This window comes from Phyllobacterium lublinensis (assembly GCF_020164435.1).
GTDB lineage: Bacteria > Pseudomonadota > Alphaproteobacteria > Rhizobiales > Rhizobiaceae > Phyllobacterium > Phyllobacterium lublinensis.
Map to the genome: position 1 here is coordinate 63,126 of NZ_JAIUDQ010000019.1, position 14,756 is coordinate 77,881.

Sequence of the window (14,756 nt, forward strand, 5' to 3'; positions counted from 1 at the left end):
ACCTAGATATGACGCATTTTTACTGGAAGAGCGAAATGCGGCATCAACTGAGCTTGACCCTTGAACCTTGTTAATAATGGCGGACAAATGACTAGAGAGACCGGTACTCATAACGCGGCCATCGCGCTCGGCACCTCAGGCTTGAAAGGGGTATCGGCGGTTTATTACAATCTTGAGGCTGCAGAGCTCTACGAAGAGACCTTGCGCCGTGGTGAGGCGGAGCTGACAGCGCAGGGTGCGCTTGTTGCCCGTACCGGTCAGCACACCGGACGTTCGCCCAAGGACAAATTTGTCGTTCGCGATGCGACGACGGAAGATCACGTCTGGTGGGACAACAATTCTCCAATGTCGCCCGAGGCCTTCGAGCTGCTCTATGCGGATTTCATGGAACAGGCCAAGGGGAAGGAACTGTTCGTCCAGGATCTGATCGGCGGCGCTGATGCCGAGTACAGCCTGAACACCCGTGTCATCACCGAATTTGCCTGGCATTCGCTGTTTATCCGCAACCTGCTGATCCGGCCGGAGCGCTCGGCCCTGACAGGTTTCGTGCCGCAGATGACAATCATCGACCTGCCATCGTTCCGCGCCGACCCGGCACGGCATGGTACACGTACCGAGACCGTCATTGCCGTGGACCTGAAGCGCCTGATCGTCCTGATCGGTGGTTCGGCCTATGCGGGTGAAATGAAGAAATCGGTGTTCACTGCACTGAACTACATTCTGCCGGCAAAAGGCGTCATGCCGATGCATTGTTCGGCCAATGAGGGGCCCAATGGCGATACTGCCGTCTTCTTTGGCCTCTCGGGAACAGGCAAGACCACCCTTTCGGCTGATCCTGCGCGGACTCTGATTGGTGACGATGAACATGGCTGGGGCGAACACGGCGTGTTTAACTTCGAAGGGGGATGCTACGCCAAGACGATCCGCCTTTCGGCCGAGGCCGAGCCGGAAATCTTCGCCACGACCCAGCGTTTCGGCACTGTCCTTGAGAACGTAGTGCTCGATGGAAACCGCCAGCCCGATTTCAACGATGCCTCGCTGACGGAAAACACGCGTTGCGCCTATCCGCTCGATTTCATTCCCAATGCGTCGAAGACAGGCAAGGCCGGTCATCCGAAGAACATCATCATGCTGACGGCCGACGCGTTCGGCGTCATGCCGCCCATTGCGAAACTTACGCCGGCGCAGGCCATGTATCACTTCCTGTCCGGCTACACTGCCAAGGTAGCTGGCACCGAACGCGGGGTGACCGAGCCCGAAGCGACATTCTCCACCTGCTTCGGCTCTCCGTTCATGCCACGCCACCCGTCGGAGTACGGTAATTTGCTGCGGCAGTTGATTGCCGACCACAATGTCGACTGCTGGCTGGTCAACACCGGCTGGACCGGTGGTGCCTACGGCACCGGCAAGCGCATGCCAATCAAGGCAACGCGGGCGCTATTGACAGCAGCGCTGGACGGATCGCTGAAGAACGCCGAGTTCCGTACGGATTCGAATTTCGGGTTCCAGGTACCTGTTTCGGTACCGGGCGTCGACAACTCGATCCTCGATCCGCGCTCAACGTGGACGGACAAGGCTGGATATGACGCCCAGGCGAGCAGGCTGGTCGACATGTTCATCCGGAACTTCGGCAAGTTCGAAAACCACGTCGACAGTGACATCCGGGCAGCGGCTCCACAGACACAGATCGCCGCGGAATAAAACTTTACGACAAACCAAAGGCCCCGTTGATATGCGGGGCCTTTTGCGTTGGAGGCTGCTTTCCGCGAATCAGAGATTAGGCTACCAATTCATGCATGGAAGAGCGCCGTAGCCGGATCAGGATCACCAACCGAATCTGGATCGATGAAGACGATCTGGAGGAAAGCTTCATCCGTTCGGCGGGGCCGGGCGGACAGAACGTCAACAAGGTTTCGACCGCAGTACAATTGCGGTTTCTTGGGTCGCGTGCCGGTCTGCCGGAGGAGGTTTTCGCGCGTCTGATGCAACTTGCGGGTCAAAGGGCGACCAAGGACGGTGACGTCTTGATCGAAGCCAGCCGTTTTCGCACTCAGGAACGCAACCGTCAGGATGCCCGCGAACGCATGATTGCGCTGATCGCCAAGGCCGCCGAGCCCCCACCGCCGCCGCGCAAAAAGACCAGACCAACAAAAGGATCGGTTGAACGCCGTCTCAAAGCAAAATCGGGTCGTTCTGACGTCAAAAAAATGCGTGGCAAGGTGAAGGGTGAGTAGAAACGGTTATTGGATAATCCCTCCTCGCATTAATCTTGTCTTTTCAAGTTCTACACGGAATGCCACAACATCAACTGCCGGTTTGAACAATCAACAAGGAGCCAGACATGGGACTATTTGATTTCGTTAAATCCGTAGGAAAGAAAATAGGCATTGGCGATGACGAGCCAGACGCCGAGGCGCTGAAGAAAGAGCTCGATTCGCACAAGCTCGGCACCGAAAATGTTCAAGTGGTCGTTGAAGGAGACAAGGCAGTCCTGAAAGGCAATGTCACCGACCAGGAAATTCTGGAAAAGGCGATCATTGCCGTTGGCAACTCACTTGGTATCTCAAAGGTCGAAACTGACGAACTGAAGATTGACAATGTGACAACTGGTTCGGTCGCCAAAGCACCCGTCTTCTATACGGTCAAGAAGGGCGACAATCTCTGGAAGATTGCCGAGTCCCAGTACGGCAAGGGCAAGGGAGCAAAGAACACGCTCATCTTCGAAGCCAACAAGCCAATGCTGACCCATCCCGACAAGATTTATCCGGGTCAGGTACTGCGCATACCGGCACTCGATTGATCAGGTCTGATCACCCATTGGCCCGGCGTGCCTTCGTGGGCCGGGCCAATGCCGACATCTGATATTCCCATGCTTTTGCTCGCACCTGGCATCCGCTATTACCCGGAACATTTCGATCCCACTGCACAGGCCGCACTTGTGGAAGAGATACGGGCTGTCGTCGTTGAGGCGCCACTCTATACGCCAGCCATGCCGAAAACCGGCAAGGAAATGAGTGTACGCATGACCAACTGCGGTGCGCTCGGCTGGGTTACGGACAAGGAACAGGGCTACCGCTACCAGGCGCTGCATCCGGTCACTGAACGGCCCTGGCCCGCCATTCCGGCACGCCTGTTGGCACTGTGGCAGCAAGTCGCCGATTTCCCGCTGCCGCCCGAGGCCTGTCTCGTCAATTTCTATTCCGAAACCGCCAGAATGGGACTGCATCAGGATCGCGACGAGCAGAATTTCCAGGCACCCGTGGTCTCGGTTTCGCTCGGCGACACCTGCATGTTCCGCTTTGGCGGTACTGGCCGCAATGACAGGACCCAATCGCTGAAACTCAAGAGCGGCGATGTGATCGTTCTTGGAGGTGAAGGCCGCCTGGCGTTCCACGGCGTCGATCGCATCTATCCAGGCACATCGACGCTGTTGAAAGGCCCGGGACGGATCAATCTCACCTTGCGCCGGGTTACAGCTTCCTGAGAGCGACTTCCTCGACGAGATGATTGTCGCCCTTGCGCAGGATCAGGTCTGCGCGAGGCCGAGTAGGCAGAATGTTTTCTCGCAAGTTCTTGAGATTGATGTTGGCCCATAGGCTTTCGCCGATTGCCCTGGCCGAATCCTCCGAAATGGTCGAATACCGATGAAAGAACGAGCTCGGGTCCTTGAACGCTGTCTCCCGAAGCCGCATGAAACGGCTGATGTACCACTTGTGAATCTGCTCCTCGTCCGCATCGATGTAGATTGAGAAATCGAAGAAATCCGACACGAACGGGACCATCTTGCCGTCTTCGGGCAGATCCCTGACCTGGAGAACATTGATGCCCTCGAAGATCAGGATATCAGGCGCGTCAACGGTCTGGAATTTTCCCGGCAGGACATCGTATGTCAGATGCGAATAGAGCGGCGCGTTGACGTTGCGTTGGCCAGCCTTGATCTGCGACAGGAAGCGCAAGACCATGCCGACATCGTAGCTTTCCGGAAAGCCCTTGCGCTCCATCAGGCCTTTAGCGCGCAACACTTCGTTGGGATAGAGGAATCCGTCGGTGGTCACCAGGTCGACCTTCGGACTTGACGGCCAGCGGGCCAGCAGTTCTTTCAGGACACGGGCCGTCGTGGATTTGCCCACTGCCACCGAACCCGCAACACCAATGATGAAGGGTGTCTTGATGGCATCGCCCGTATTGAGAAACTGCCGGCGCTGATAGAAAAGAAGCTGGCTGGCTTCCACATGCGCCGAAAGCAGGCGCGAGAGCGAGAGATAAATCCGGCTCACCTCGTCAAGATCGATCGGATCGCCCAGTGAACGCAGCCGCTTGACCTCGTCATAGGTCAGCGTCATGGGTGTGTCGGCACGAAACTCCGCCCAACGTTCGGCGCTGAAAAACCGGTAAGGTGAAAACTCGCTGGGTGCCAATTGATCCATGACGTCGCTTTCCGCCCCCCTGACCATCTGTCGTTCAGTCACCGATGCCTTGAACACGATCAGTCCTGTCCACGCGCGGCTTTTTCTTCGTGGCCGGTCTGTGCCGTCCTGCGGTCGAGTTCCTCGAGCACTTCGTCAAGTTTTACGCCGGAAATGCCGAGAACGACGAGAAGATGATAGAGCAAATCGGCACTTTCGGAAACAATGCCCGACTTGTCGCCAGAGACCGCTGCAATGACGGTTTCAACCGCCTCCTCTCCAAGTTTCTGGGCCGCCTTGCCAATGCCCCTGGCGTAGAGACTCGCCGTGTACGACCTGGTGTCGTCAGACGTGGCGCGGGTCGCCACGATGCGCTCGAGATCAGCAAGGGTGAATGCGCTCATTGGACTCTCCAGTCAGCGGACAGGATCAAGGCGCATCGGAATTCCCGCTGCCGCCATGTGGGCTTTTGCTTGTGCAATCGTATAGGTGCCAAAGTGGAAAATGGAGGCAGCGAGCACAGCCGAGGCATGACCCTCGACAATGCCTTCGACCATATGGTCAAGGTTGCCCACACCGCCCGAGGCGATCACCGGCACGCGCACCGCGTCGGCGATCGCGCGGGTCACCGGAATATCGTAGCCGATCTTCGAGCCATCCCGGTCCATCGATGTGAGGAGAATTTCTCCTGCGCCGAGATCCACCACGCGCCGTGCAAACTCGACTGCATCGATACCTGTGGCCTGTCTGCCCCCATGGGTGAATATTTCCCAGCGATCCGCTTCGCCCGCCGCAGATACCTTCTTGGCGTCGATAGCGACGACGATGCATTGGTTGCCGAACTTGTCGGCGGCCTCGGCAATGAACTCAGGGTTTTTCACGGCTGCGGTATTGATCGAGACCTTGTCGGCACCGGCCAGCAGCAATTTGCGGATATCTGCTACGGTGCGCACGCCGCCACCAACGGTCAGCGGCATGAAACACTGCTCGGCAGTGCGCGCAACCACGTCGAAAATCGTCTCGCGATTATCCGATGAAGCAGTGATATCGAGAAAGCACAGCTCGTCGGCTCCTGCCGCATCATAGGCCTTTGCCGCCTCGACGGGATCGCCGGCATCGACCAGATCGACAAAGTTGACACCCTTGACGACGCGTCCGTCCTTTACATCGAGACAGGGTATGACTCGGGCTTTGAGGGTCATGCAGCACGCTCCCTGGCATCGCGCAGCACCTGCAATGCCTCCTCCGGGTCGATCCGCCCATCGTAGAGCGCGCGGCCGGAAATTGCGCCTTCGAGTTTCGCCGCATCCGGCATGGTCATGCGCACTATGTCCGCAATGGAAGCGAGGCCCCCGGAAGCAATGACGGGTATGGAGACCGCCTCGGCCAGTTGCAGCGTCGATTCCCAGTTTATGCCGGCAAGAACACCATCGCGATCGATATCGGTATAGATGATCGCCGCGACCCCGGCGCCCTCAAACTTCTTCGCCAGCTCAATGACGCCAAGTGTTGATGCCTCGGCCCAGCCTTCGACGGCAACCTTGCCGCCCTTGGCATCGATACCAACGGCGACTTTGCCGGGGAATCGTTTGCAGGCTTCGATGACCAGGGCCGGATCGCGCACCGCGATAGTACCGAGAATGACCCGGGACAGGCCCTTCTCCAGCCAGTTCTCGATATGGGCCAGCGTACGGATGCCGCCTCCGAGCTGCACCGGATTTTTCGTGGCCTTGAGAATGGCCTCGACGGCCGCACCGTTCATGGACTGGCCGGCGAAAGCACCGTTCAGATCGACGACGTGAAGCCACTCAAACCCTTGATCCTCGAAGGCTTTCGCCTGTGCCGCCGGGTCGGTGTTATAGACAGTGGCCTTATCCATGTCGCCAAGCTTCAGCCTGACGCACTGGCCATCCTTCAGATCAATTGCGGGAAAGAGGATCACGGGTTCCACCTCAGAAAATTTGCAATGAGAGCAAGGCCCAGCGCCTGGCTCTTTTCCGGATGAAACTGCGTCCCGACCATGTTGTCATTGGCTACGGCCGCGGTAACCGGCCCGCCATAATCGGTAACCGCAACGACATCGTTTTCAATCTCGGCGTCGAGAAAATAGGAGTGGACGAAGTAGGCGTGCAGACCTTGCGGACCGGTCGCGATCCCGTCAAACAACGGATGCGGACGATTGAGCCTGATCGTGTTCCAGCCTATCTGCGGAATTTTCAAACCCGGATCCGATGGAACCATCTCGCGGACATCGCCCTTAATCCAGTCAAAGCCGGTCGAAATGGTCTTTTCCAGCCCGCGCGATGACATGAGCTGCATGCCGACGCAAATACCAAGGAACGGCCGCGCTTTCTTCATCGCGACTTCGTCGATGGCTTCGACCATGCCCTCGACGGCGTGAAGGCCCCGGCGGCAATCGGCATAGGCGCCAACGCCGGGCAGAACAATACGGTCGGCATCCCGCACACGGCTGGCATCGTTCGTCAGATCGATTGTGGCCTTGATGCCATTCTCGTAAGCGGCGCGTTCGAAAGCCTTCGTAGCGGAACGAAGATTACCCGAGCCATAGTCAATGATCGCCACGCGCATGATCAGTTCTCTCCCCGAAGACTGACCAGTCCAACCATGCCTCCGGTTGCGCGCTGCGGCGCAGGCTTCCGGGCAGTCGGGAGCACAGCCGCATCGGATTTGACGCCAGTTGATGGCACAGACTCCGTAAAGTCCTGGCGGAAGAACCAGACAGTCTCGGCATCGTCCGCGTTGCGCGCGTCGACGACGGCAAGCTGTTCGAAACCACGCCGCTCCAGTGCGGCGGCGCGCCAGTTATTGGCTTCAAATCCCACAAGTATCGATAGCAGCAGTGTTACCACGACCGCCGTGTTTTCATATCCAGTAAGCGCGCCTGCCATGGAAATGCCGAGGGTAAGCGCAAATATCAGCGCCGCCTCAAACCACAAGCGTTGCACCAGCAGCCATGGAACCGGCAATATGAACGCCAGTGCGGAAAATCCGTCACGAATGAAAACCGTGCCGTCATCGTCCCGCTGGCCGTGTCGCGAGTGCGCCAATACAAGGAAACTGGCCATGGCTCAGCCCTCCCTTAACCGTTCAGGGTGCCCTTGGTCGAAGGAATGGCGTCCTTCTGACGTGGGTCAGTTTCAATCGCGCAGCGCAGTGTGCGTGCTACCGCCTTGAAGCAGGTCTCGGCGATATGGTGATTGTTCGCGCCATAAATGTTCGAGACATGCAGTGTTATCCCGGCATTCTGCGCCAGCGCCTGAAAGAACTCGCGAACGAGTTCCGTATCGAAGGTCCCGATTTTCGCCGCGGAGAACTCCACGTGCCATACCAGGAACGGGCGGCCGGAAACATCGAGGGCGGCCCGTGTCAGAGTTTCGTCCATGGCAAGATCAAGTGAAGCGTAGCGGTTGATGCCGCGACGGTCGCCAAGCGCCTTGGCGATGGCCTGGCCAATGGCGATGCCGGTGTCCTCGACCGTGTGGTGGTCGTCGATATGCAGGTCACCCTTGGCCTCGATATCCATGTCGATCAAGGAATGGCGGGAAAGCTGCTCCAGCATATGGTCAAAAAAGCCAACGCCCGTAGATATGTTGAACCTGCCAGTGCCATCCAGATTGACCGAAACGGCAATGCTGGTTTCCTTGGTGCCGCGCTCGATCTTCGCGGTGCGTATATTGACGCTTGTCATTGCTGGTTTCCGCCACCTGGGTTCTTGATGCTGCCTATTGATTGTGGCCTTCTAAAACACGAAAGGCGAATCTCCAAATGCTTTGATGGCGCAGCTTCTTGCTACGATTTGCAATTCTTCGTCCGCTTCATACATAAGTGTCACAGAAGGGGTTCGATCTGCTGCCAATTGGGGCATAATCGAGCCTGCTTGAAGGAGATCCGAATGCAAGAACATAACCCATCAACAATGTACGGAACCACCATCGTGACCGTTCGCAAGAACGGCAAGGTGGTCATCGCCGGCGACGGACAGGTCAGCCTTGGCAATACCGTCATGAAAGGCAATGCCCGCAAGGTGCGCCGCATCGGCAAAGGCAATGTCATCGCCGGATTCGCCGGCGCAACCGCCGATGCCTTCACCCTTTTGGAGCGGCTGGAAAGCAAGCTGGAGCAATATCCCGACCAGTTGATGCGCGCCTGTGTCGAACTCGCCAAGGATTGGCGTACCGACCGCTATTTGCGCCGCCTCGAAGCGATGATGCTGGTTGCCGACAAGTCAGTGACACTTGCGCTTACCGGTACTGGTGATGTGCTTGAGCCGGAGCATGGTGTCATGGCGATTGGATCTGGCGGCAACTACGCGCTGGCGGCGGCGCGAGCGTTGGCCGACACCGATCTGAGCGCTGAAGAGATTGCCCGTCGGTCCATGCAGATTGCCGCTGACATCTGCATCTACACGAACACGAGCGTCACACTCGAGAGCCTCGATGCCGAATGAACCCGCCTATCATTATCGCTTCATTCCGGTCGAACCCCGCCATCTGAATATGATATCGGACTGGCTGGCGGAGCCGCATGTAGCGAAGTGGTGGGGTGATCCCGAGGAAGAGATGGCATCGATCGTCGAGCATATGGACAGCGTTTCCGTAGAACCTTTCATAATCATGCTCGGGGATGAGGCGATCGGTTACCTGCAGACCTACGACCCGCATCTGGAGGATGACCATCCTTACCAGGACCAGCCGACTGGAACACTGGGGCTCGACGAATTTATTGGCGAGCCGGATCTGGTTGGTCAAGGGCATGGGCCCCGATTGCTCGATGAATTCGTGTCGTTGCTTTTCGAAGAGGGTGTGCCCCGGGTGATCGTCGATCCGGATCCCGCCAACGGCCAAGCGGTCAAGGCATACAAAAAAGCGGGTTTCATTGCTTTTGACACCCGCACTTCAATTTACGGTCCTGCCCTTTTGATGGCGCGGGACAACCCTGAACTTTGTCCAGATGAAACGAGAATACAATGACAACATTTTCTCCCCGCGAAATCGTCTCTGAACTCGATCGCTACATTATCGGTCAGAAGGACGCGAAACGTGCCGTCGCTATCGCGCTACGCAACCGCTGGCGCCGCCAGCAGCTGGAAGGCCAGATGCGCGAAGAGGTCATGCCAAAAAACATACTGATGATCGGACCGACCGGCGTCGGCAAGACGGAAATCTCCCGCCGTCTCGCCAAGCTCGCCGGTGCACCTTTCATCAAGGTTGAAGCCACCAAATTTACCGAAGTCGGTTATGTCGGCCGCGATGTCGAACAGATCATTCGCGATCTCGTCGAAGTGGCTATCGGTCTGGTCCGCGAACGAAAACGCGAAGAGGTAAAGGCCAAGGCGCATGTCAATGCTGAGGAACGGGTCCTTGACGCGTTGGTAGGCAAGACCGCAAGTCCCGCTACCCGTGACAGTTTCCGCAAGAAATTGCGCGATGGACTTATCGACGACAAGGAGATCGAGGTCGAGATCGCCGATAGCGGCTCAGGCATGCCGAACTTCGAGCTGCCGGGCATGCCGGGCGCCAATATCGGGGTGCTCAACCTCAGCGACATGTTGGGTAAGGCCATGGGCGGACGTACCAAGACCGTCAAGACGACCGTCAAGGAGTCCTACTCCGTGTTGATCAATGACGAGTCCGACAAGCTTCTCGATCAGGACCAGATCACCCAGGAAGCATTGCGCTCGGCCGAGGACGACGGCATCGTCTTCCTCGACGAAATCGACAAGATAGCGGCTCGCGATGGGGGCGTCGGTGCGGGCGTCTCGCGCGAAGGCGTGCAGCGCGATTTGCTGCCGCTGGTGGAAGGAACGACCGTTGCGACGAAATATGGTCCCATCAAAACCGACCATATCCTTTTCATTGCATCTGGCGCCTTTCATGTTTCGAAGCCGTCCGATCTCCTGCCGGAGTTGCAGGGACGTCTTCCGATCCGCGTGGAACTCAGCGCCCTGTCGCGCGACGACATGCGCCGCATCCTGACTGAGCCAGAAGCGAGCCTGCTCAAGCAATATATCGCTCTGATGGCCACGGAAGAGGTCACGCTCAATATCACCGATGACGCGATCGACGCGCTGGCCGACATAGCCGTCGACCTGAACTCGACGGTCGAGAACATCGGTGCACGGCGCCTTCAGACCGTCATGGAACGGGTGCTCGATGACATTTCATTCAATGCACCCGACAAATCCGGTGCCGAGCACACGATCGACGCCAAGTATGTACGGGAAACTGTCGGAGATCTCGCCAAGAACAGCGATCTGTCGAGATTCATTCTTTGATGCCTGGTTGCTAGCTTTCTGTCTGAAAAAACGTCGCTTATCCCTTACGCCCCCTCGCAAAGCGAGGGGGCGTTTTTGTCCCACAATGGTGGTCAGTTTAGGTTTTTCTGGCTTTCGACCGAGCAAGCCGCTATTCGGAACGCCTGATCGTAACTTGGGACTGATGATGAAACGCCACTTGATCCTCATAGCGAGCTGCCTGTTCTTCTCCGGCGCGCTGCAGCCGGCAGTTGCCGTAACGGTCGTGCCTGAGGGAAATCGCAACGCAAGTCAGCCGGGCGTGCCTGCCGCTTCCGCAAAGCGGACGCGCGAGATGAACACCACCTATGAGGCGAAGTATCAGAAAATCTACAATCTGCTCAAGAGCGACTCCAAACTGCGTTCGAAGATCGCCAGTGTAGCTCGAACCTACGGCATCGATCCCGTTCATATTGCCGGCGCGCTCATAGGAGAGCACACCTACAATGTCGACGCCTACGACCGGCTGCAGACCTACTACGTCAAGGCGATTTCCTATGTAAAGCAGGGCCTGAGCTTCGATTACCAGGGTGAGACCATCGGCGCGTTCGTCAAGCGTCCCCAGTTCTCCTCTTGCGCCCAGTTCAAGGACAGCCTGCGCCTGTGGGCATGCCGAGAGAATGTCTGGGAACAAAATTTCCGTGGCAAGACGGTGGGCGGGAAACAGTTCCCGGACAATCGTTTCAGCGCAGTGTTCTTCCAGCCTTTCTATGCCGGGCAGAGCTTTGGCCTCGGCCAGCTCAGTCCTCTGATTGCATTGCAGATGACTGACATGGTCAATCGCTATTCGGGGTTGCCGAAACTTGATGCCGACCACGCCGCAGACGTCTATAAGACGATCATGGATCCGGACCTTACCCTGCCCTACATGGCCGCCGCACTGAAGCATTCCATCGACGTTTACCGTCGCGTTGCTGATTTCGACATTTCGCAGAATCCGGGCATCACGGCCACGCTATACAATACCGGTGGCGCTGACAGTCGAGCCCAGGCGCTGGCCAACATCAATGCCGAACGTATTGCCACCGGACAAGAGCTGCAATTTCCGGAAGAGAATTACTATGGCTGGCTGGTCAATGAAAAAATCGATCAGTTGCGGTCGCTGTTCTGATATCCGATAAATCGCAGTTCCAGACGCAGTTCCCGCTTTCGACGGAATTGCTCGAGTCAGCGCCTGCGCCGTTCCGGTAATGATTTCAGTTTCTGGATCAGGGCTTGGGCCGTCTCGGCGTCGATTTCGCCGATCTTTGCTGCGAGCAGGTTTGCAAGCTCCGTTGCCGCCGGCGACAGCCCGCCCGTGTCGATTGTTATGCGCGGATCCGACATCAAAGCCAGTTTCTGCAACTCCTCCGCTTCATCCCAGATGATGTTGAAATACTGAATGATGCGCTGCAGCTTGTCCCAGGTTGGCTGGCCCCGTCTGCCATGCTCCAACGCCGAGAGATAGGCGGCGGACACCCCGATCGCTTTCGCCATTTCCTTTTGCGAGATGCCGCGCTCAGCGCGCAGGTCGCGCAGTTTCTCGCCAAAGGGCGTCATGATGCCTCCGATTGCCGGCGCATGCGCACGTAGATTGCCCCCGTGCCTCCGTGATTGCGGGCCGCATCCTCATAGCCATTGACGAGAATGCGAAAAGACGGGGTGGAAAACCAGTGCGGCACCGCCTGCCGCAGCACACCATCGCTTCCCATTGACGATCCCTTGCCTGTGATCACCAGAACATGGCGTAGCTTGCGCAGGTGCGCCCGCTGGAGAAATCCGAGGAGCAGACCATAGGCTTCACTTTGGGTGAGGCCATGAAGGTCGATCCTGGCATCGATGACGACACGTCCCTTGGCGATCTTTTTTTGCGTTGGACGATCAATGCGGTGCAGCCGATGTGCAGGCTCGGGCCTGACTTCAGATCGCAGTGGAGGCTTCGAAACCTCCGGCGCCGATGGGTGAAGGGTTGGCTTTTCCTGTGCCCCTTCGTCCAGAAAGGCGGGTTTGTCCTTGCCCTTGAGTGGACGGGTTGTCCTTGCCACCGTTTCCCAGAGAATCCTGTCCTCCAGCGTAGCAAATCCGTCTTGCGCGACCTTCTTTTTCATTTTGGATTTATCAGCGAGCGCGGAACAAGGGCGTAGAAGTCCGCCCCGTTGCGGATACCCCCGGCGATCTCGCCTGCCGCATCGCCCGAGCCGGCAAAGAGATCGCCTCGTGCAGGTCCGACGATGGCTGAGCCCGTATCCTGCGCGATCATCAGTCGGGCGAAACGGTCGCCACCAAAAGCGGTCAGGTCCGGCGCATGGATAAAGAATGGCGTGCCGAACGTATGAAGCAATCGGTCGACGGCGAGGGATCGGCCACCGGTCAGCGGCACCTTCGCCGCTGCGATTGGGCCAAGGGACGGATCTTCGACGTCGGCTTCTCGAAAGAAAATATAGGAACGGTTGTTCCACATGAGTGCTTGAGCCTTGTCCGGATGATCGGCAAGCCAGGCCCGGATCGACTGCATGGACATGTTCTGCGGCGCTACTTCGCCGCTGTCGAGGAGTAATTTGCCGATGCCGGTGAACCGGTGCCCGGTTTTTGCGGCGTAGGTTATCCGGCGCAGACGGCCATCGGTCATTTTCAACCGGGCAGCGCCCTGAACGTGGATAAAGAAGGCATCGACAGGGCTTTCCACAAACGCGATTTCCAGGCCCCGGTCATCAAGCGCCCCACTCTCGATGGCGGGTCGGTCAAAATATTCGATGAGACCGGCCGGAGTTTGCCGGGCGAAGGCAAAGTAGGGATCAAAGCCGTTCGGCCGGTTGACGTCATCGACATCGACCAGGTCGGCGGGGCGAGCCAGAAATGGAACCTTGAACCGATCAGTGCGTAACGCCGATGCCACAACTTCCGGTTCATAGAACCCCGTAACAAACCCATCCGAGGCGTCGGTACTCTCAATGCGGGCGGGACGGAACCATTTCTCGAAGAACTGCCGCGCCCCGCCATCGGATTCGACGGGTGTTTCACGTGAATCAGCGAAGATCGGCGCAAGCGCTTCGAAGCTTATCCCGAGAGATCCGGATCGATACGGCTTTTCGACAGCCCGCTCAGCGCATCGAACAAAAGCCTCGAAAGCTTGCAAGTGGCTGTCGGCTTCCCAACCCGGACAATCGGGAAAATCCACCGGTTTGAACAGAGGCGACAGCATGGCTTCAGGTCTCGATGGCGATCAATCTTCGGCTTCGGTGGCGACCAGTTTCCAGTTCGGGTCTTTCGACCTCGTATCGCGAGCGAAAGTCCAGACATCCTTGACCTCCGCGACCGATTCCTTGTCGCCATCGATCACCGCGCCGTCCTTGTCCAGCGTGGCCGAAATCAGCTCGCTGACGACACGCACCGTCACATGGGCCTCGGTGCCCTTCATCTCTGCGCCGATAATGTCCGCCTTGTTGATGCCGACGAAGGATGATTGCACCTTTTCGCCCCGCGACTCCCGGTCGGCGATGGCGGCCACGAAGCCATCATACACTTCCCGTGACAGCAGTGACTTCAGCGTCTTGCGATCGCCGTCGGCAAAGGACATGACGATCATCTCATAGGCCATTTTCGAGCCGTCCAGGAATTTGGCGGGTTCGAATGATGGATCGGCGTTCTGGATGGCGCGCAGACCATCGTTGAGCGGCGTACCTGGCTTGGCAATCGCGTCCACCTTCTCGAAGGTGCTTTCCTTCACCTCACCGCCACGGCGCGGCAGCGAGACCACGTTGTCACCGGGCTTCGCCTTGTCGTCGACCTCGGCTGTCCTTGTGTAAGGGTTGAAAGGCGGACGTTCGTTGCCGGTACGGCGACCAAGGACCTTGCGCAGCTGGAGGAAGATCACCACCGCTGCCACGAAGAAGAAAATCGTTCCGAAGTCCAGATATTCCATGTCGCCTGCCATTCATCCCAGAATTTGCTGTCAGTCTTCAATCTTTTGCCGAAATACCAAAAACATATAGATTGCCAAGCGCAATCATACAAATGCTCATCTTGACTTCCTATATAGGCATGAAATTGACGCCGGG

The 14,756-nt window shown here is 57.6% G+C and carries 18 protein-coding genes and 1 pseudogene; 8 read left to right on the forward strand and 11 right to left on the reverse strand.

Annotation, left to right across the window (positions count from 1 at the left end; genetic code table 11):
* The first annotated feature begins 87 nt into the window (after window positions 1–87).
* The 4 genes from K9U38_RS19560 to K9U38_RS19575 all read left to right on the forward strand — a co-directional run bounded on the left by K9U38_RS19560 (window position 88) and on the right by K9U38_RS19575 (window position 3,484).
* Window positions 88–1,701, forward strand: coding sequence for a phosphoenolpyruvate carboxykinase (locus K9U38_RS19560; RefSeq protein ID WP_224496028.1), 1,614 nt, complete (start codon window positions 88–90; stop codon window positions 1,699–1,701).
* Window positions 1,702–1,796: 95 nt separating this feature from the next.
* On the forward strand, window positions 1,797–2,234 hold the full coding sequence (gene arfB / locus K9U38_RS19565; RefSeq protein WP_224496029.1) for an alternative ribosome rescue aminoacyl-tRNA hydrolase ArfB: 438 nt from the start codon (window positions 1,797–1,799) through the stop codon (window positions 2,232–2,234).
* Between the two features lie 107 nt (window positions 2,235–2,341).
* Window positions 2,342–2,800, forward strand: a complete 459-nt coding sequence (gene lysM, locus K9U38_RS19570; RefSeq protein WP_224496030.1) for a peptidoglycan-binding protein LysM — start codon at window positions 2,342–2,344, stop codon at window positions 2,798–2,800.
* A gap of 69 nt (window positions 2,801–2,869) precedes the next feature.
* On the forward strand, window positions 2,870–3,484 hold the full coding sequence (locus K9U38_RS19575) for an alpha-ketoglutarate-dependent dioxygenase AlkB family protein (protein WP_224496060.1): 615 nt from the start codon (window positions 2,870–2,872) through the stop codon (window positions 3,482–3,484).
* Here K9U38_RS19575 and coaA read toward each other — a convergent pair.
* The 7 genes from coaA to hisB are packed head-to-tail and all read right to left on the reverse strand — an operon-like array spanning window position 3,471 to window position 8,115.
* Window positions 3,471–4,427 carry a type I pantothenate kinase gene (gene coaA, locus K9U38_RS19580; RefSeq protein ID WP_224496031.1) on the reverse strand — a complete coding sequence of 319 codons (957 nt, stop codon included), beginning with the start codon at window positions 4,425–4,427 and terminating at the stop codon, window positions 3,471–3,473. The two genes, K9U38_RS19575 and coaA, sit on opposite strands and share 14 nt — an antisense overlap.
* A gap of 59 nt (window positions 4,428–4,486) precedes the next feature.
* A complete protein-coding gene (locus tag K9U38_RS19585; protein ID WP_224496032.1) occupies window positions 4,487–4,810 on the reverse strand; it encodes a phosphoribosyl-ATP diphosphatase in 324 nt (107 codons plus the stop codon).
* 12 nt (window positions 4,811–4,822) lie between these two features.
* Window positions 4,823–5,608, reverse strand: a complete 786-nt coding sequence (gene hisF, locus K9U38_RS19590; protein ID WP_224496033.1) for an imidazole glycerol phosphate synthase subunit HisF — start codon at window positions 5,606–5,608, stop codon at window positions 4,823–4,825.
* Window positions 5,605–6,348 (reverse strand): 1-(5-phosphoribosyl)-5-[(5-phosphoribosylamino)methylideneamino]imidazole-4-carboxamide isomerase, encoded by a 744-nt coding sequence (hisA, locus tag K9U38_RS19595; protein ID WP_224496034.1) that lies wholly within the window; start codon window positions 6,346–6,348, stop codon window positions 5,605–5,607. The genes hisF and hisA overlap by 4 nt, the downstream gene beginning before the upstream one ends.
* Window positions 6,345–6,995, reverse strand: a complete 651-nt coding sequence (hisH, locus tag K9U38_RS19600; RefSeq protein WP_224496035.1) for an imidazole glycerol phosphate synthase subunit HisH — start codon at window positions 6,993–6,995, stop codon at window positions 6,345–6,347. Before hisH ends, hisA begins: the two co-directional genes overlap by 4 nt.
* A 2-nt stretch (window positions 6,996–6,997) precedes the next feature.
* The gene (locus K9U38_RS19605; protein WP_224496036.1) at window positions 6,998–7,492 is read right to left on the reverse strand and encodes a DUF2628 domain-containing protein; all 495 of its coding nucleotides are present in this window, start codon (window positions 7,490–7,492) and stop codon (window positions 6,998–7,000) included.
* 14 nt (window positions 7,493–7,506) lie between these two features.
* On the reverse strand, window positions 7,507–8,115 hold the full coding sequence (gene hisB / locus K9U38_RS19610) for an imidazoleglycerol-phosphate dehydratase HisB (protein WP_224496037.1): 609 nt from the start codon (window positions 8,113–8,115) through the stop codon (window positions 7,507–7,509).
* Window positions 8,116–8,319: 204 nt separating this feature from the next.
* Between hisB and hslV the strand changes: the two genes are divergently transcribed.
* From hslV to K9U38_RS19630, 4 genes are all read left to right on the forward strand, one after another.
* The gene (hslV, locus tag K9U38_RS19615) at window positions 8,320–8,874 is read left to right on the forward strand and encodes an ATP-dependent protease subunit HslV (RefSeq protein WP_106713382.1); all 555 of its coding nucleotides are present in this window, start codon (window positions 8,320–8,322) and stop codon (window positions 8,872–8,874) included.
* Window positions 8,864–9,397, forward strand: a complete 534-nt coding sequence (locus tag K9U38_RS19620) for a GNAT family N-acetyltransferase (RefSeq protein ID WP_224496038.1) — start codon at window positions 8,864–8,866, stop codon at window positions 9,395–9,397. The genes hslV and K9U38_RS19620 overlap by 11 nt, the downstream gene beginning before the upstream one ends.
* Window positions 9,394–10,701 carry an ATP-dependent protease ATPase subunit HslU gene (gene hslU, locus K9U38_RS19625; RefSeq protein WP_224496039.1) on the forward strand — a complete coding sequence of 436 codons (1,308 nt, stop codon included), beginning with the start codon at window positions 9,394–9,396 and terminating at the stop codon, window positions 10,699–10,701. The genes K9U38_RS19620 and hslU overlap by 4 nt, the downstream gene beginning before the upstream one ends.
* 166 nt (window positions 10,702–10,867) lie before the next feature.
* Window positions 10,868–11,830, forward strand: a complete 963-nt coding sequence (locus K9U38_RS19630; RefSeq protein WP_224496040.1) for a DUF1402 family protein — start codon at window positions 10,868–10,870, stop codon at window positions 11,828–11,830.
* Between the two features lie 56 nt (window positions 11,831–11,886).
* On the opposite strand, the gene K9U38_RS19635 is transcribed toward K9U38_RS19630, so the two are convergent.
* From K9U38_RS19635 to K9U38_RS19650, 4 genes and pseudogenes are all read right to left on the reverse strand, one after another.
* Complete coding sequence (locus K9U38_RS19635) at window positions 11,887–12,258, reverse strand: helix-turn-helix domain-containing protein (RefSeq protein WP_224496041.1); 372 nt, start codon at window positions 12,256–12,258, stop codon at window positions 11,887–11,889.
* Window positions 12,255–12,584: pseudogene (locus tag K9U38_RS22165) on the reverse strand (Smr/MutS family protein); the annotation flags it as partial. The pseudogene K9U38_RS22165 and the gene K9U38_RS19635, both read right to left, overlap by 4 nt.
* A 218-nt stretch (window positions 12,585–12,802) precedes the next feature.
* A complete protein-coding gene (gene mltA, locus K9U38_RS19645) occupies window positions 12,803–13,900 on the reverse strand; it encodes a murein transglycosylase A (protein ID WP_224496043.1) in 1,098 nt (365 codons plus the stop codon).
* A gap of 21 nt (window positions 13,901–13,921) precedes the next feature.
* On the reverse strand, window positions 13,922–14,620 hold the full coding sequence (locus tag K9U38_RS19650; protein ID WP_224496044.1) for a Tim44/TimA family putative adaptor protein: 699 nt from the start codon (window positions 14,618–14,620) through the stop codon (window positions 13,922–13,924).
* Window positions 14,621–14,756: the final 136 nt, after the last annotated feature.

Coding starts and splice junctions, on each gene's coding strand:
- arfB (WP_224496029.1), top strand. CDS start 1,797: ATGGAAGAGCGCCGTAGCCGGATCAGGATCACCAACCGAATCTGGATC.
- K9U38_RS19620 (WP_224496038.1), top strand. CDS start 8,864: ATGCCGAATGAACCCGCCTATCATTATCGCTTCATTCCGGTCGAACCC.
- mltA (WP_224496043.1), bottom strand. CDS start 13,900: ATGCTGTCGCCTCTGTTCAAACCGGTGGATTTTCCCGATTGTCCGGGT.
- K9U38_RS19585 (WP_224496032.1), bottom strand. CDS start 4,810: ATGAGCGCATTCACCCTTGCTGATCTCGAGCGCATCGTGGCGACCCGC.
- K9U38_RS19630 (WP_224496040.1), top strand. CDS start 10,868: ATGAAACGCCACTTGATCCTCATAGCGAGCTGCCTGTTCTTCTCCGGC.
- hisF (WP_224496033.1), bottom strand. CDS start 5,608: ATGACCCTCAAAGCCCGAGTCATACCCTGTCTCGATGTAAAGGACGGA.
- K9U38_RS19575 (WP_224496060.1), top strand. CDS start 2,870: ATGCTTTTGCTCGCACCTGGCATCCGCTATTACCCGGAACATTTCGAT.
- lysM (WP_224496030.1), top strand. CDS start 2,342: ATGGGACTATTTGATTTCGTTAAATCCGTAGGAAAGAAAATAGGCATT.
- hslU (WP_224496039.1), top strand. CDS start 9,394: ATGACAACATTTTCTCCCCGCGAAATCGTCTCTGAACTCGATCGCTAC.
- hisB (WP_224496037.1), bottom strand. CDS start 8,115: ATGACAAGCGTCAATATACGCACCGCGAAGATCGAGCGCGGCACCAAG.
- K9U38_RS19635 (WP_224496041.1), bottom strand. CDS start 12,258: ATGACGCCCTTTGGCGAGAAACTGCGCGACCTGCGCGCTGAGCGCGGC.
- K9U38_RS19560 (WP_224496028.1), top strand. CDS start 88: ATGACTAGAGAGACCGGTACTCATAACGCGGCCATCGCGCTCGGCACC.
- K9U38_RS19605 (WP_224496036.1), bottom strand. CDS start 7,492: ATGGCCAGTTTCCTTGTATTGGCGCACTCGCGACACGGCCAGCGGGAC.
- K9U38_RS19650 (WP_224496044.1), bottom strand. CDS start 14,620: ATGGAATATCTGGACTTCGGAACGATTTTCTTCTTCGTGGCAGCGGTG.
- coaA (WP_224496031.1), bottom strand. CDS start 4,427: ATGGATCAATTGGCACCCAGCGAGTTTTCACCTTACCGGTTTTTCAGC.
- hslV (WP_106713382.1), top strand. CDS start 8,320: ATGCAAGAACATAACCCATCAACAATGTACGGAACCACCATCGTGACC.
- hisH (WP_224496035.1), bottom strand. CDS start 6,995: ATGCGCGTGGCGATCATTGACTATGGCTCGGGTAATCTTCGTTCCGCT.